Genomic DNA, 13,886 nt, shown 5'->3' with positions numbered 1-13,886 from the left:
GGCTCCTCCATGAGACCGACTTTCTTATTAAAAGACCAGGAGCCGTGGGCGGCTCCTGGTTACTACAGTATGGGCGTAATTCGGATTATTGCTTTGGCGTACCGATCGCCAATCCACCGCCCAGTCCGCCAGTCACACTACCCAGCGCGCCACCCACGGCGCCCAGCGTGTTGCCCAGCAGGCCTCCCTGACCGCTGGTACCGCCAGTCGTACCGGCGCCAGCTCCGACCGCCACGCCCGAACCCTGGGTGTTGCTGCCGATGCCTACGCCCGCCCCGGCGACCAGGCCGCCGCCACCGGTGAGGCTGCTGGTCACGCCGCCGACGGTGCCGGCAACTCCGTTGACCAGGCCGCCTACCGGGTTGCTGCCGCCGCTGGCGCCGCCGAGAGAGCCGGTGAGGCCGCCGACAGCACCGGTCACGCCGCTGACCAGGCCGCCGACCGGATTGCTGCCGCCGGTGGCGCCGCCCAGAGAGCCGGTGATGCCGCCGACAGCACCGGTTACGCCGCTGACCAGGCCGCCGACCGGATTGCTGCCGCCGGTGGCACCACCCAGAGAGCCAGTGATACCGCCGACTGCACCGGTCACGCCGCTGACCACGCCGCCAACCGGGTTGCTACCGCCGGTGGCGCCACCCAGTGCGCCGGTGATGTTGCCGAGCAAGCCGCCGCCCGGGGTGCTGCCATTGACCAAGCCGCCGGTGGCACTGACTGCCTGACCCGCATCGCTGACGATTCCGCCGACCGGTGCCAGCGCCGGATTCGCACTGGCTACCTGGTTGCCTGTCTGGGTCACAACACCGCCGACGGTGGTCAACAGGTTGTTCACCGGCGCTCCCAGTCCGGTGGCGGCGCCGATGCCGCGAGTGGTTCCTTCGACCTTGCCGACCAGTCCGGCGGTGGTGCCGCTGAGCTGGGTAGTCAGTTGGCTCAGCGGGCCGGTGGTGACCGCGCCACTGAGAGAGTCGCCGAGCATGGTGATCTTGCCGCCGACACCATCCACCAGTCCGCCGACCTGGCCGGTCAGGCCGTTGAGCGGGGTGTTGGCCAGCACCGGCGCATCACCGATGGCGGCCACGGTATCGCCCAGGCTGCTGACTGCGCCGCCGGTGTGGCTGACCAGACCAGTGGCGCCGGCGACAGTGGTGCCGATGGCATTGGGATTGTTGCCCAGTTGGCCGAGGCCATTGGTGACGCCGCTGCCGACGCTGTCCACACCGGCGCCGACTTCCTGGACCAGGGTGCCGGCGTTCTGCGTAACGCCATTGCCCAGCACGGGCAGGTCGACTGTTTTCACCACGGCGCCGACGGTGCTGACTGTGTCGCCGACATTGGAAACCGCTTCGCCGGTGTTGGTCAGAATGTTGCCGGTGGTGCTGGCTGGCGGAGTGGTGCCGCCGCCATCGGTACCGCCGCCGTCCGTGCCGCCACCACCGGTTCCGCCTGTTCCGCCGGTTCCGCCGGTGCCACCAGTGCCGCCTGTTCCGCCGGTACCACCGGTTCCGTCGGTGCCACCCGTCCCGCCGGTGCCACCGGTTCCCCCAGTACCGCCGGTACCGTCGGTACCACCCGTACCACCGGAGCCGCCAGTACCGCCGGAACCATCGCCGCCCGAACCGCTGTCGGCGGGTTGTTCCGAGCTGCTGCCGGAAGAGTGGTGGCTGCTGCCGCCCTTGCTGCTGCAACCCTGCAGGGAGAGAGCGACGACGAGAAGCGAAAGTGCGAAGACACGGATCGGGCCTGACATAGCGAATTCCTCCATGAGAACGTCAGCCAGCGTGCGTCCGGGTCGGTATTCCGGCGAGCCGCTGAGCTGCTCTGGAGTCAGTTCTAGAGGTGTTTTTTCAGGCGCGAAATTGGAACTTGTATATAGCCGTTTTGTGTTTCGCAGGTCTTTGAATCAGAAGGAAAAACGAAAGGATTATGGCGACTTTCCAGGCGTTTTTAATACCTTGGATATAGCGCTTTTAGCACGATGGTTCAGCTTGGCGTTTTCCCGGTCCGTTCATTTGCCCTGGAATCGGCCTTCGCGGCGCTCGAGCATGGCGTTCAGGCCCTCCTGCGCATCCTCGGTGGACAACAGTTCGCTGGCCATGGCCGGCAGCAGTCGCGCCGCCGCTTCCTCACCTTCATCGAGACTGCGGCGCGCGGAAGCCAGGGTGGCGCGGATGCCCAGTGGCGCCTGGGCGGCAACTCGCTGGGCGAGCCAGAGTGCGCGGGGCATCAGCTCTTCCGGCGCAGTGACTTCCTGCACCAGGCCGATGCGATACGCCTCGTGGGCGTCGAACGGATCACCGGTGAGCAACCAGCGCATCGCGTTGCCCCAGCCGGCCACCTGGTGCATGCGTAGCGTGGCGCCGCCGAAGGGGAATATGCCGCGCTGCACTTCGAGCTGGGCGAAGCGTGCATTGCTGGCGCACAGGTTGATGTCGGCGGCGAGCATCAGCTCGATGCCCAGGGTGAAACAGTAGCCCTGTGCGGCCACCAGCAGTGGCTTGGTGAGGCGCCGGCCGCCGAAGGTACCCCAGGGGTCGGCGGAGCCGGCGGGCATGGTCCAGCCGGTGCGGAAGGTCTCGCCGATGTTGGCCAGGTCCAGGCCGGCGGTGAAGTGATCACCGTGTGCGAATACCAGGGCGCAGCGCAGTTCGTCGTCGCGCTCGTATTCGCCGAAGGCCAGCACCAGCTGAGTGAGCATCTCCAGGTCGAAGGCGTTACGCTTGTCGACCCGGTTCAGGCCGAGCAGCAGGACGTGGTCATGGCGTTCGACAGTGATGCGTGGTTCGCTGCTGGCGGTCATCGGCGGGCTCCGGTCAGGTGGCTTGCACGGTATAGCCGGCAGGGACGGGGTTGTCCACGGAATGACCGTTCGCCGGGCATGTTCCGAAAAGAAACACATTGGTCAGGATTTTCCGGTATGATGCGCGCCGGCCAAACGCTGGCCTCGTTTCGGATCCCGCATTTTTCCGCAGCTTCAGGCTCGGTCTGTGTGTCCGCAGTGCGGACTTCCTTGACGCATTCTTCCAATCTTCATTTCGCAAATCCCCGCTTCCAGCTGCCTGGGTGACTTCATTGTCGTACAGGGCATGCGCAGCTCGGCTATTGGGTCTTTGCGGATGTACTTAGAGGCAAAACCCATGACCCAGGAAACCGCCGGCTTCGCCGCGCTCGGTATTCACCCCAGTATTCTCGCTGCCATTGCCGCTGTCGGTTATGAAGAGCCGTCGCCGATCCAGGCCCAGTCGATCCCGGTGATCCTCGAAGGCCACGACATGATCGGCCAGGCCCAGACCGGTACCGGCAAGACCGCCGCCTTCGCACTGCCGCTGCTGTCGAAGATCGAACCGAGCCGCCGCGTTCCGCAGGTGCTGGTGCTGGTGCCGACCCGCGAGCTGGCTCTGCAGGTTGCTACCGCTTGCGAAACCTACTCCAAGCAGATGCCGGGCGTCGGCGTCGTCGCCGTCTACGGCGGCGCCCCCATGGGCCCGCAGCTGAAGGCCCTGCGCCAGGGCGCCCAGGTTCTGGTCGCCACCCCGGGCCGTCTGTGCGACCACCTGCGCCGCGACGAGAACCTGCTGTCGACCGTTGAGCGCCTGGTCCTCGACGAAGCGGACGAGATGCTCAAGCTCGGCTTCATGGATGACCTCGAAGTGATTTTCGAAGCCATGCCGGCCAGCCGCCAGACCGTGTTGTTCTCCGCGACCCTGCCGGCCTCGATCCGCAGCATCGCCGAACGCCACCTGAAAGAGCCCAAGCACGTCCGCATCGCTGCCAAGACCCAGACCGTCGCCCGCATCGAACAGGTTCACCTGATGGTCCACGCCGATCAGAAGCCGGCTTCGATCCTGCGCCTGCTGGAAGTCGAGCAGTTCGACGCGCTGATTGGCTTCGTCCGTACCAAACAGGCCACCCTGGACATCGCCGAGCTGCTCGAGCGCCAGGGCTACCGTGCCGCCGCGCTGAACGGCGACATGCCGCAGGCGCAGCGTGAGCGCGTGATCGAATCGCTGAAAGATGGCTCGCTGGACATCGTCATTGCCACCGACGTCGCCGCCCGCGGCCTCGACGTGGCGCGTATCACCCACGTACTGAACGTGGACATGCCCTACGATCCGGAATCCTACGTACACCGTATCGGTCGTACCGGCCGTGCCGGTCGTGAAGGCCGCGCCCTGCTGCTGGTAACGCCGCGTGAGCGCCGCATGCTGCAGGTGATCGAGCGCGTGACCGGTCAGAAGGTCGGCGAAGTACGCCTGCCGGACGCCGACACCGTCCTCGAAGCGCGCCTGAACCGCCTGGCCACCGGCCTGCAACCGCTGCTCGCCAACGCCGTTGCCAACCGTGGCGCCGTGCGTGACGAGCTGTGCCGTCGCCTGGGTACCGACATGGACACCCTGGCTGCCGTGCTGCTGGCCAAGCTGACCGAAGGAAAGGCGCTGGACCTGGAATCGGTTCGCCGCGAACAGCCGCTGACCCCGGCCGCCCCGCGTGAGCGCAGTGACCGTTACGAGCGCAGCGAGCGTGGCGATCGCCCCGAGCGTGGTGATCGTCCGGAGCGCAGCGGCGCACCCCGCACGATGGCTCCGCCGTCGGAAGGCAAGGCCCGTTGCCGTACCGCCCTGGGCGCCCGTGATGGCGTGCAGGCGAAGAACCTGCTGGGCGCCATCCTCAACGAGGGCGGCCTGTCCCGCGAGGCCATCGGCCGCATCCAGATCCGCGAGACCTTCAGCCTGATCGAGCTGCCGGAAGAGAACCTCGACCGTCTGCTGACCAAGCTCAAGGACACCCGCGTCGCTGGCAAGGCTCTGCGTCTGCGTCGTTACCGCGAAGACTGATCCGTCAGTCCCCGTGCATGAAAAAGCCCCGCCATTGGCGGGGCTTTTTCGTTTCCGGAATCGGCCGATGGATGTCCTGTAGGAGCGAGCTTGCTCGCGAACGGCCTGACGCCGGCGTCGCCTGGGAAATATTCGCCAGCAAGCTCGCTCCTACAAAGAACCTCAGCTGAAGCGGTAGATATCCATCCCCAGCGCGCCGAGGGTAAATCCGGCGTGCTCGACCGTCATCGCCGAACCGCCCGCGCCACGGGCGAAGTACAGCGGCAGCAGGTGCTCATCGCGCGGGTGGTTGCGCACCGCGTGCGGCGCCTGCTGGCGGTAGTCGAACAGGGCGGCTTCGTCATTGGCCTCCAGGTGCTGCACCATCCAGTCGCGGAAAGCCTTGGCCCAGGGAGTGATGACCTCGGGGCCGGCATGCCAGTCCAGCTCGCCCAGGTTATGGGTGATGCTGCCGGAGCCGATCAGCAGGATGCCTTCCTCGCGCAACGCACGCAGGGCCGCACCGATGCGGTGCTGCATGGGCGCACCGAGTCTGCTGGGCAGGGACAGCTGGACGACGGGGATATCGGCGTCCGGGTACATCAGGCTCAGCGGCACCCAGGCACCGTGGTCCAGCGGGCGGTCGGGATCCAGGGTGGCCGGCAGGCCGTCCTCGGCCAGCAGTTCGACGACGCGGCGGGCCAGCTCCGGGGAGCCGGTGGCCGGGTACTGCACAGCATAGAGCTCGGGCGGGAAGCCGTAGAAGTCGTGCCAGGTGTCCGGCTTGGGCGATGCGGTAACGCGCAGGTCCGGGGTTTCCCAGTGGGCGGAGACCACCAGGATGGCTTTCGGACGTGGCAGCTCGCGGGCCAGGCGCTTCAGTGGCGCATCGCTGGCGCCGGGGTCCAGGGCCAACATGGGGGAGCCGTGGGAGATGAACAGGGCAGGGAGCATGGCGAACCTCACTACTTGAATGCCTTTATGTTCATCCGAATAAAGATCGAAATCCAGTATAGGTTTTTGAATCTAATAATCGATAATATCGATTATTTTCTCGTGCTCATTCCCTTGAGGCGCATCGCTGTGGAATTGCCAACTCGGTTGCAGAGTCACGGAGCCAGTTGCCCAAGAGCGCTTTGGCAGGATGTCGGTCGGATGATGCGTTAGAGTTTGCGGAAATTTCCGAAACGAATGGCGAATTCGGCTATGCAGCAAGTTGAACAAGTCCTGGTGCTCGAGATCGGCGATTGCCTCCGTCTGGAAGACGGCACCGTGATCTGTGTGCAGCGGGTTCGTGGTGATCAAGTACGGCTGAAGATCCTCGAAGCCGGAGAGAGTCCACTCGAGCGACGCGGTGCCTGGTGGCGCTGGTTGTTGCCGCGTGCGATGCGCAGTGTTTGAACAGGTGACCTATGCAGCATGAATTCTGGCAGTCGCGCTGGGCGCGCAATGAAATCGGCTTCCATCAGCAAGCGGTGAACCCTGCTCTGCAACGGCACTGGCCGAACCTGGAGTTGCCCGAGGAATCGCAGGTGCTGGTGCCGCTGTGCGGCAAGAGCCTGGACATGCTCTGGCTGGCGCAATGGGGTTACCGTGTGCTGGGTATCGAATTGGCCGAGCGGGCCGCCATCGACTTCTTCGCCGAACTGGGTGTTACGCCGCAAATTACCCGGGAGGGCGCGCTGCGCCGCTACAGCTATGAGCGCCTGGAGATTCTCCAGGGTGATTTCTTCGACGTCACTGCCGAGCAGGTGGCCGGCTGCAGCGCCTTGTACGACCGCGCAGCGCTGATCGCCTTGCCGCCAGACTTGCGCGCCGACTATGCCGTGCATCTTCAGCGCATCGTGCCGCGTCAGGTGCGAGGGCTGCTGGTCAGCCTGGAGTACCCCCAGACCGAGATGGATGGCCCGCCGTTTGCCGTGTTGGCGGATGAGGTGCACAGGCTCTTCGTCGAGGGTTGGGACGTCGAGGAGGTGGAGCGCCTGGACGTGCTGGCGGAAAACCCGAAGTTCCTCAAGCGTGGCGTCAGCCATCTGGATGAAGTGGCGTTTACGCTGCGTCGCGGCTGAATCGCAGGCAAGAAAAAGGGCGACCCTTGGGTCGCCCTTTTTCTTGCCTTGAAGTTTAGCGGCCAGCGGCGCGCAGGGCTTCGATGCGGTCTTCCAGCGGCGGGTGGCTCATGAACAGGCCGGCGAGGCCGTGCTTGAGGTTGCCGTTGATGCCGAAGGCTTGCAGGGAGTCGGGCATCTGCACCGGCACACCCTGTTCGGCGCGCAGGCGTTGCAGGGCCGCGATCATCGCGCCGGTGCTGGCCAGGCGTGCGCCGGCTTCGTCCGCACGGTATTCGCGCTTGCGCGAGAACCACATGACGATGATGCTGGCGAGCACACCCAGGACCAGTTCGGCGAAGATGGTCGCGACGAAATAGCCGATGCCTGGACCGTCTTCGTTCTTCAGGATGACCTTGTCGACGAAGTTGCCGAAGATGCGTGCGAAGAACATCACGAAGGTGTTCACCACGCCCTGGATCAGTGCCAGGGTGACCATATCGCCGTTGGCCACGTGGCCGATCTCGTGGGCCAGCACGGCTTTCACTTCTTCAGGGGAGAAGCGCTCCAGCAGGCCCTGGCTGACCGCAACCAATGCGTCGTTCTTGTTCCAGCCGGTGGCGAAGGCGTTGGCTTCGTAGGCGGGGAAGATACCCACTTCCGGCATCTTGATGCCGGCCTCGCGGGACAGCTCTTCCACGGTCTGCAGCAGCCACTGCTCGTGGCGGGTGCGCGGCTGGCTGATGATCTCGGTGCCGGTGCTCATCTTCGCCATCCACTTGGAGATGAACAGCGAGACCAGGGAGCCGGCAAAGCCGAAGACGGCACAGAAAATCAGAAGGCTACCGTAATTCTGGCCGGTGAAACGGTCCACGCCGAGCAGTTTCAGGGTGATGCTGGCGATCACCAGAACTGCCAGGTTGGTGGCCAGGAACAACAGGATGCGCATCATGGCGTAAAGCTTCTCCTCACGGTGACATTGGCGAAAACCGCATGGGAACGCGGCTTTCCGAATCGCCGGGCACAGTCATGCACGGGATCGCTGAATAGTATGCGGGGTATATACGGTTGGCCCCGAGGCGATTCAACTCGGGGACTATTTCAACTTGTGTCGCTCGCCCCTGTTACAGGCGCCCCGAATCGCTCTCGAAGAGTAGACGGGTCAGTCGCGCGATGCGTTCCCCGTGCCGGCTCGCCAGTGCCTCGCGCAGCTGGTTGGCCAGCGTGGCCTGGTCGCGGCGCACGCTGGGCGGCAGTTCCTCGCCGTCGCGCACGGCGTGGGGAACGATGCGGGTCAGGCGCATGAAGGCCTTTTCGCTGAGCACCGCCTGGTCCAGCGCTTCGTAACGAATGGTTGCCTCGAAGCGCAGATAGCCTTCATCGGCCAGCCACAGCAGCGCGCCCAGGCAACTCTGGTGGCGGGTACTGGGCAGGCCGAACTCGTCGGGCTCTTCCCGGCCGATCAGGTCCTCGACGTAGAGGGCGATCTTGCGCGGGAAGGCCTGGTAGAGCGTCAGCAGGCCGGAGGCGGCATCCTTGTAGAAGTCGTCGATCTGCAGGTCCATTTATGCGCTGGGATTCACTGGCGATGATTTATTGGCGATAGCTTTTCAGGAAGTTACCGATGCGGCCGATGGCCTGTTCCAGGTCATCGAGACGGGGCAGGGTAACCACCCGGAAGTGATCCGGCCAGGGCCAGTTGAAAGCGGTGCCTTGAACGATGAGCAACTTCTCGGAAAGCAGCAGGTCGAGGACGAATTTTTCGTCGTTGTGGATCGGGCAGATCTTCGGATCGATGCGCGGGAAGGCATAGAGCGCGCCCATGGGCTTCACGCAGCTGACGCCGGGAATGTCGTTGAGCAACTCCCAGGCGCGGTTGCGTTGTTCCAGCAGGCGCCCACCCGGCAGCACCAGGTCGTTGATGCTCTGGTAGCCGCCCAGTGCGGTCTGGATCGCGTGCTGGCTCGGCACGTTGGCGCACAGGCGCATGTTGGCCAGGATATCCAGGCCCTCGATGTAGCTCTGCGCTTTGTGCTTGGGACCGGAAATGGCGATCCAGCCGGAGCGGAAGCCTGCCACGCGGTAGGACTTGGACAGGCCGTTGAAGGTCAGGCAGAGCACGTCCGGCGCCAGGGAGGCGGTGGAGATGTGCTGGGCCTCGTCGTAGAGGATCTTGTCGTAGATCTCGTCGGAGAAGATCACCAGATTGTGCTGGCGCGCCAGTTCGACGATGTCCAGCAGCACTTCCTTCGAGTAGACCGCGCCGGTGGGGTTGTTCGGGTTGATCAGCACCAGGGCCTTGGTGTTGCTGGTGATCTTCGCCTTCATGTCGGCGACGTCGGGGAACCAGCCGGCCTGCTCGTCGCACAGGTAGTGCACCGGCTTGCCGCCGGAGAGGGCGACCGAAGCGGTCCACAGTGGGTAGTCGGGCGCCGGGATCAGCACCTCGTCACCGTTGTTGAGCAGCGCCTGCAGGGCCATGACGATCAGCTCGGACACGCCGTTGCCCAGGTAGATGTCCTCGATGCCGACGCCTTCCACCTGCTTCTGCTGGTAGTACTGCATCACCGCCTTGCGCGCGCTGAACAGGCCCTTGGAGTCGCTGTAGCCCTGGGCGGTCGGCAGATTGCGGATAACGTCCTGGAGGATTTCGTCCGGCGCCTCGAAACCGAACGGCGCCGGGTTGCCGATGTTCAGCTTGAGGATGCGGTGGCCTTCCTCTTCCAGGCGTTTGGCGTGCTTGAGCACGGGCCCGCGAATGTCGTAGCAGACGTTGGCGAGCTTGTTCGATTTGGTGACCTGCATGATCTGGGATTCCGAAATAGTCCGCGGCCGGCGACTTGGCAGGCTGTAACGCGGGTGACAGACTGGCGTCAAATGAGCGGTTCGGAAGTGCTTTTCCCTGGTGTCGACCCTGAAAATCGACAGGAAAACAGTGGAATTCTCGAAAAATTAGAGCTTTTAAGGCTTTTCTATCGCGAGAATGTCTCTGTGCGGCAGATTCTGAACCTGACGTTAACCACGCGCATCATACGTGCGGCCCGATTCCCGGAAAAGGAGGTATCGGGCATTTTTTCCATTAATGGAGGCAGATCGATGGAAAAGCTGGAAAAGCCCCTGGACTCCTGGCGTGACGAACTCACCGACGAGCAGTTCCATGTCTGCCGTCTGGGCGGCACCGAGCGTGCCTTCACCGGCGAGTATCACGACACCAAGACGCCCGGCATCTACCACTGCGTGTGCTGTGGCACCGCGCTGTTCGACTCCGACGCCAAGTACGACTCTGGCAGCGGCTGGCCGAGCTACTTCCAGCCGGTGAACGGCGAGGTGGTCAAGGAGCTGGAAGATTTCAGCCACGGCATGCATCGCATTGAAGTGCGGTGCGGCAAGTGTGATGCGCACCTGGGCCATGTCTTCCCTGACGGCCCGCGGCCGACCGGGCTGCGCTACTGCATCAACTCGGCATCCTTGAAACTGGTGCCGAAAGCGTGATTCCAGGGCCCGCCACCGAGCGGGCCTTTTCTTTTGGCGGTTGCGTTTCGTAGGAGCGAGCTTGCTCACGAGCCAGCCTGATCGGGTTGTTGCCGGATGTCCTGTCATTTCTCTGGGTGATTCGTGATCAATTGAATTGCGCGCAATTTAATTGATCACTACTCTTGAGTTTCCCACTTTCCACTGGAGCCATCTGCGATGAGCGATGCACTGCTGAACATTCCCGTGACCACCATCAAGGGCGAACAAAAGACCCTCGCCGACTTCGGCGGCAAGGCCCTGCTGGTGGTGAACACCGCCAGCCAGTGCGGCTTCACTCCGCAGTACAAGGGGCTGGAGAAGCTCTGGCGGCAGTACAAGGACAAGGGCCTGGTGGTGCTCGGCTTCCCCTGCAACCAGTTCGGCAAGCAGGAGCCAGGCAACGAAGGGGAGATCACCCAGTTCTGCGAGCTGAACTTTGGCGTGAGCTTCCCGCTGTTCAAGAAGATCGACGTCAACGGCGCCGAGGCCCACCCGCTCTATGTGCAACTGAAGAAGCGCGCCCCCGGTCTGCTGGGCAGCCAGGGCATCAAGTGGAACTTCACCAAGTTCCTCATCGGCCAAGATGGCAAGGTGATCAAGCGCTTCGCCCCGACCACCAAGCCCGAGCAACTGTCCGCCGAGATTGAAGCGCTGCTGTGATGAAAGACGCTGTCTCCCTGCCGGCCGAACTGCAGCTGGACAACCAGCTGTGCTTCCGCCTGTACGCCGTGTCCCGCGCGGTGATCCGCGGCTACCGGCCGATGCTCGAGGCGCTCGGCCTGACCTACCCGCAGTACCTGGCCATGCTGGTGCTCTGGGAGTGGCAGGCCGAACCGCCGTCGCAGCCGTCGGTGAAGGCGCTCGGTGAGCGCCTGATGCTCGATTCCGGCACCCTCACGCCGCTGCTCAAGCGCCTGGAGCAGCTAGGCCTGGTGCAGCGCCGCCGTGCGCTGCATGACGAGCGCGAAGTACACCTGGGGCTGACCGCGCAAGGGCTGGCATTGCGCGAGAAGGTGCTGCCGCTGCGAGAGGAATTGCTGTGCCGCAGCGGTATCGACCTGAGCGTCACCGACGGCTTGCGCGAGCAGTTGGACGGTTTGCTGCTGCAGTTGTCGAAGCTGGACGCCTGACTCAGCCGCGCAGCGGTTGCGCGGCCCAGCGTTCGAGGATGGCCGCCAGTTCGTCGCGGTGGAAGGGCTTCGCCAGGTAGTCGTCCATGCCGGCAGCACGGCAGCGTTCGCGTTCGTCCGGGAGAGCATTGGCGGTCAGGGCGATCACCGGCAGGTCCGGCCAGCGGCCACTCTCGCGGATTTCGCGGGTGGCCTGGTAGCCGTCCATCACCGGCATGTTGCAGTCCATCAGTACCAGGTCGAACTCGGCGCCGTCGAGCTGCTTCAGCGCCTCTTCGCCGTTGATGGCGATGCCTACCTGACAGCCCAGCTTCTGCAGCAGGCCGCGCGCGACCAGCTGGTTGACCGGGTTGTCTTCCACCAGCAGCACGCGGGCGGAAAATTGCCCCTGCGAGGTCGCGCCAGTCGTTTTTGATACAGGCAGCGGCTGGTGTTCGAAGGCCTGCTTAAGCGCTTGGTAGAGCACCGCGCGAGACAGTGGCCGCGCCAGTTGTCGCAAGGGTGCGAGGCGCTGGGCCATCTCGGGCTCAAGGAAGTTGCCATAGGCCGTCACCAGCAGCACCGGCTTGGTCACGTTCTGGCGCAGGCCGATCAGGCAGTCCGGGCAGTCCGAGAGCAGCGCGTCCAGTTCCACCCCGGCCAGGCTGGCATCGATGTCCAGGCGCTGATAGTCCACGCCCCATTCCGCCAGCCAGCTCTGCAGCAGCGCGGCCAGCCCGCTGCTGGCCGCGCATTGCACGACGAGCTTGCCGTTCAATTTCGCCAGCGGTTGTGCCGGCTCCAATGTCTGCAGGGGCAGGGTGACGATGAACTCACTGCCCAGGCCCGGCTCCGAGGTGACGCTCAGCTCGCCCTTCATCGCCTCGCAGAGCTTGCGGGTCAGCGCCAGGCCCAGCCCGGTTCCGCCGTACTGGCGGGCGATGCCGGCGTCGGCCTGGGTGAAAGGCTGGAAAATCTTCTGCAGAGCCTCGGGTGCTACGCCGATTCCGGTGTCGCGCACGCTGATGCGGACACCTTGCTCCTGGATTTCGGCACCCAACGGGTCGACACGCACGTCCACACGCCCGAGGCGGGTGAACTTGAGGGCATTGGACAGCAGGTTGCTGACGACCTGGCGCACCCGCGTCGGGTCGCCGGAGAGCTGCGCCGGCAGCTGCGGGCTGATCAGGCAGGTGAGCTCCACGGCTGGACCTGCGTTCTGCGACAGCAGGCTGGCAGTGTCTTCCACCAGGGTGCCGAGGTCGAAGGGAATCTGTTCCAGCTCCAGTTGGCCGGCTTCGAACTTGGACAGGTCGAGCACGTCGTTGAGCAGTTCCACCAGCACCTTGCCCGAGTCATGGGCGATGGATAGCTGCTGGTGTTGTTCAGCGGTCAACGGGCCATCCAGCGCCAGGCCGAGCATGCCCAGCAGGCCGTTGAGCGGGGTGCGGATCTCGTGGCTCATGTTCGCCAGGAAGCTGCCTCGCGCCTGGGCCATGGCCAGGGCTGTCTGCCGCGCCTGCTCCAGCTCCTGGTTGGAGAGTGTCAGGCGTGCGTTGGCCGCCTTCAGTTCGGCGGTGCGCGCGGCGACGATGCTTTCCAGTTCTTCCAGGTACTGGGTCAGGCGGTCTTCGGCTTCGCGGCGCTGTTCCATTTCCACCGAGATGCGATTGAGCTGGCGGTTGGTGACCTCCACCAGCACGCCGATCTCGTCGCGTTCATGGCCGCGCGGGCAAGGCAGGCGCAGGCGCGAGGGCGAGCGCGGGTCATGGCGGGAGAGGGCGTCGATCAGGCTCACCAACGGCTTGGTCAACAGTGCGTAGAAGAGCACCAGCAGGATCAACGAGAGCATCAGGCTGCGCACGAAGCCGGAGAGGAAGGTCATCCCAGCGCGGCGCAGGAAGTCGTTGCCGAAGACGAAGGTGTCGATCTCCAGACGCAGCACGCCAAGGGATTCTGCCGGTGCATGCTCGACGAACAGCGGTTCCTCGTAGGAGCGCTGCTCGCCGAAGAGGAAGTCGCTGAGGCCGCGCAGATGGCTTTCCGCCGGCGGCCGGTCTGCGCTGGCCAGGGGCACATTGGCATTATCGATGATCTCGGCGCGGATCACCGCGGGCGAGCGCAACAGGCCCACGACCAGTTCCTGGGCCAGTTCGGCGTCGATGTTGTAGGCGATGCGCGCGGCGGGGTTGTGGCTGACATCCAGCAGGGCGCGCACTTCGCGGTTGATGGAGGCGTCCTGGCTGGCATAATCGACGCCTACCTGGATGAGGCTGAGCAAGGTGCCCAGGATGAACGCCACCAGCACTGTCAGGCTGGCCTGCTTGAACGAGAGGCGATGTGTAAGCGCAATATCCATGGTTGCGGAGCGTCGCCTCGCAGAAGCTTTCCTGCGGCGTAGCATA

At 64.4% G+C, this 13,886-nt stretch carries 13 protein-coding genes; 6 read left to right on the top strand and 7 right to left on the bottom strand.

Going from position 1 to position 13,886, the window contains the following annotated elements; all coding sequences use genetic code 11:
- Window positions 1-85 precede the first annotated feature (85 nt).
- Together FAS41_RS10315 and FAS41_RS10310 are read right to left on the bottom strand one after the other, a co-directional pair.
- The gene (locus FAS41_RS10315; protein ID WP_138521850.1) at window positions 86-1,747 is read right to left on the bottom strand and encodes a collagen-like triple helix repeat-containing protein; all 1,662 of its coding nucleotides are present in this window, start codon (window positions 1,745-1,747) and stop codon (window positions 86-88) included.
- Between the two features lie 258 nt (window positions 1,748-2,005).
- On the bottom strand, window positions 2,006-2,797 hold the full coding sequence (locus FAS41_RS10310; protein ID WP_138521848.1) for a crotonase/enoyl-CoA hydratase family protein: 792 nt from the start codon (window positions 2,795-2,797) through the stop codon (window positions 2,006-2,008).
- A 337-nt stretch (window positions 2,798-3,134) separates the two neighbouring features.
- Here FAS41_RS10310 and FAS41_RS10305 point away from each other — a divergent pair, with 337 nt between their 5' ends.
- Window positions 3,135-4,832, top strand: a complete 1,698-nt coding sequence (locus tag FAS41_RS10305) for a DEAD/DEAH box helicase (RefSeq protein WP_138521846.1) — start codon at window positions 3,135-3,137, stop codon at window positions 4,830-4,832.
- Window positions 4,833-4,994: 162 nt separating this feature from the next.
- On the opposite strand, the gene FAS41_RS10300 is transcribed toward FAS41_RS10305, so the two are convergent.
- Window positions 4,995-5,765 carry a DODA-type extradiol aromatic ring-opening family dioxygenase gene (locus FAS41_RS10300; RefSeq protein WP_138521844.1) on the bottom strand — a complete coding sequence of 257 codons (771 nt, stop codon included), beginning with the start codon at window positions 5,763-5,765 and terminating at the stop codon, window positions 4,995-4,997.
- 252 nt (window positions 5,766-6,017) lie between these two features.
- On the opposite strand from FAS41_RS10300, the gene FAS41_RS10295 reads away from it, so the two are divergent.
- Together FAS41_RS10295 and FAS41_RS10290 are read left to right on the top strand one after the other, a co-directional pair.
- Window positions 6,018-6,212 (top strand): hypothetical protein, encoded by a 195-nt coding sequence (locus tag FAS41_RS10295; RefSeq protein ID WP_138521842.1) that lies wholly within the window; start codon window positions 6,018-6,020, stop codon window positions 6,210-6,212.
- 11 nt (window positions 6,213-6,223) lie between these two features.
- Window positions 6,224-6,880, top strand: coding sequence for a thiopurine S-methyltransferase (locus tag FAS41_RS10290; RefSeq protein WP_138521841.1), 657 nt, complete (start codon window positions 6,224-6,226; stop codon window positions 6,878-6,880).
- Window positions 6,881-6,935: 55 nt separating this feature from the next.
- On the opposite strand, the gene htpX is transcribed toward FAS41_RS10290, so the two are convergent.
- The 3 genes from htpX to FAS41_RS10275 form a co-directional block, all read right to left on the bottom strand.
- Window positions 6,936-7,811: a protease HtpX gene (gene htpX / locus FAS41_RS10285; protein WP_138521839.1), complete on the bottom strand. Its 876-nt coding sequence runs from the start codon at window positions 7,809-7,811 to the stop codon at window positions 6,936-6,938.
- Window positions 7,812-7,983: 172 nt separating this feature from the next.
- Complete coding sequence (locus FAS41_RS10280; protein WP_138521837.1) at window positions 7,984-8,424, bottom strand: hypothetical protein; 441 nt, start codon at window positions 8,422-8,424, stop codon at window positions 7,984-7,986.
- Between the two features lie 28 nt (window positions 8,425-8,452).
- Complete coding sequence (locus tag FAS41_RS10275; protein WP_138521835.1) at window positions 8,453-9,664, bottom strand: pyridoxal phosphate-dependent aminotransferase; 1,212 nt, start codon at window positions 9,662-9,664, stop codon at window positions 8,453-8,455.
- A 291-nt stretch (window positions 9,665-9,955) separates the two neighbouring features.
- On the opposite strand from FAS41_RS10275, the gene msrB reads away from it, so the two are divergent.
- The 3 genes from msrB to FAS41_RS10260 all read left to right on the top strand — a co-directional run bounded on the left by msrB (window position 9,956) and on the right by FAS41_RS10260 (window position 11,502).
- Window positions 9,956-10,351, top strand: coding sequence for a peptide-methionine (R)-S-oxide reductase MsrB (msrB, locus tag FAS41_RS10270; RefSeq protein WP_045211413.1), 396 nt, complete (start codon window positions 9,956-9,958; stop codon window positions 10,349-10,351).
- A 198-nt stretch (window positions 10,352-10,549) separates the two neighbouring features.
- A complete protein-coding gene (locus FAS41_RS10265) occupies window positions 10,550-11,032 on the top strand; it encodes a glutathione peroxidase (protein WP_017516977.1) in 483 nt (160 codons plus the stop codon).
- Window positions 11,032-11,502: a MarR family winged helix-turn-helix transcriptional regulator gene (locus FAS41_RS10260; protein WP_138521833.1), complete on the top strand. Its 471-nt coding sequence runs from the start codon at window positions 11,032-11,034 to the stop codon at window positions 11,500-11,502. The genes FAS41_RS10265 and FAS41_RS10260 overlap by 1 nt, the downstream gene beginning before the upstream one ends.
- 1 nt (window position 11,503) lies before the next feature.
- Here the strand turns inward: FAS41_RS10260 and FAS41_RS10255 are convergent, their stop codons facing one another.
- Window positions 11,504-13,885 carry an ATP-binding protein gene (locus FAS41_RS10255; RefSeq protein ID WP_425049013.1) on the bottom strand — a complete coding sequence of 794 codons (2,382 nt, stop codon included), beginning with the start codon at window positions 13,883-13,885 and terminating at the stop codon, window positions 11,504-11,506.
- Window position 13,886: the final 1 nt, after the last annotated feature.

Source organism: Pseudomonas nicosulfuronedens (assembly GCF_005877905.1).
Taxonomy (GTDB): Bacteria; Pseudomonadota; Gammaproteobacteria; order Pseudomonadales; family Pseudomonadaceae; genus Pseudomonas; species Pseudomonas nicosulfuronedens.
The sequence above is the reverse complement of the archived record's forward strand: the minus strand, read 5'-3'. Positions and strand labels throughout refer to the sequence as shown.

What these genes read in the sequence shown, in the direction of transcription:
- FAS41_RS10315 (WP_138521850.1), bottom strand. Translation starts at nt 1,747, where the DNA reads ATGTCAGGCCCGATCCGTGTCTTCGCACTTTCGCTTCTCGTCGTCGCT.
- FAS41_RS10310 (WP_138521848.1), bottom strand. Translation starts at nt 2,797, where the DNA reads ATGACCGCCAGCAGCGAACCACGCATCACTGTCGAACGCCATGACCAC.
- FAS41_RS10305 (WP_138521846.1), top strand. Translation starts at nt 3,135, where the DNA reads ATGACCCAGGAAACCGCCGGCTTCGCCGCGCTCGGTATTCACCCCAGT.
- FAS41_RS10300 (WP_138521844.1), bottom strand. Translation starts at nt 5,765, where the DNA reads ATGCTCCCTGCCCTGTTCATCTCCCACGGCTCCCCCATGTTGGCCCTG.
- FAS41_RS10295 (WP_138521842.1), top strand. Translation starts at nt 6,018, where the DNA reads ATGCAGCAAGTTGAACAAGTCCTGGTGCTCGAGATCGGCGATTGCCTC.
- FAS41_RS10290 (WP_138521841.1), top strand. Translation starts at nt 6,224, where the DNA reads ATGCAGCATGAATTCTGGCAGTCGCGCTGGGCGCGCAATGAAATCGGC.
- htpX (WP_138521839.1), bottom strand. Translation starts at nt 7,811, where the DNA reads ATGATGCGCATCCTGTTGTTCCTGGCCACCAACCTGGCAGTTCTGGTG.
- FAS41_RS10280 (WP_138521837.1), bottom strand. Translation starts at nt 8,424, where the DNA reads ATGGACCTGCAGATCGACGACTTCTACAAGGATGCCGCCTCCGGCCTG.
- FAS41_RS10275 (WP_138521835.1), bottom strand. Translation starts at nt 9,664, where the DNA reads ATGCAGGTCACCAAATCGAACAAGCTCGCCAACGTCTGCTACGACATT.
- msrB (WP_045211413.1), top strand. Translation starts at nt 9,956, where the DNA reads ATGGAAAAGCTGGAAAAGCCCCTGGACTCCTGGCGTGACGAACTCACC.
- FAS41_RS10265 (WP_017516977.1), top strand. Translation starts at nt 10,550, where the DNA reads ATGAGCGATGCACTGCTGAACATTCCCGTGACCACCATCAAGGGCGAA.
- FAS41_RS10260 (WP_138521833.1), top strand. Translation starts at nt 11,032, where the DNA reads ATGAAAGACGCTGTCTCCCTGCCGGCCGAACTGCAGCTGGACAACCAG.
- FAS41_RS10255 (WP_425049013.1), bottom strand. Translation starts at nt 13,885, where the DNA reads ATGCTACGCCGCAGGAAAGCTTCTGCGAGGCGACGCTCCGCAACCATG.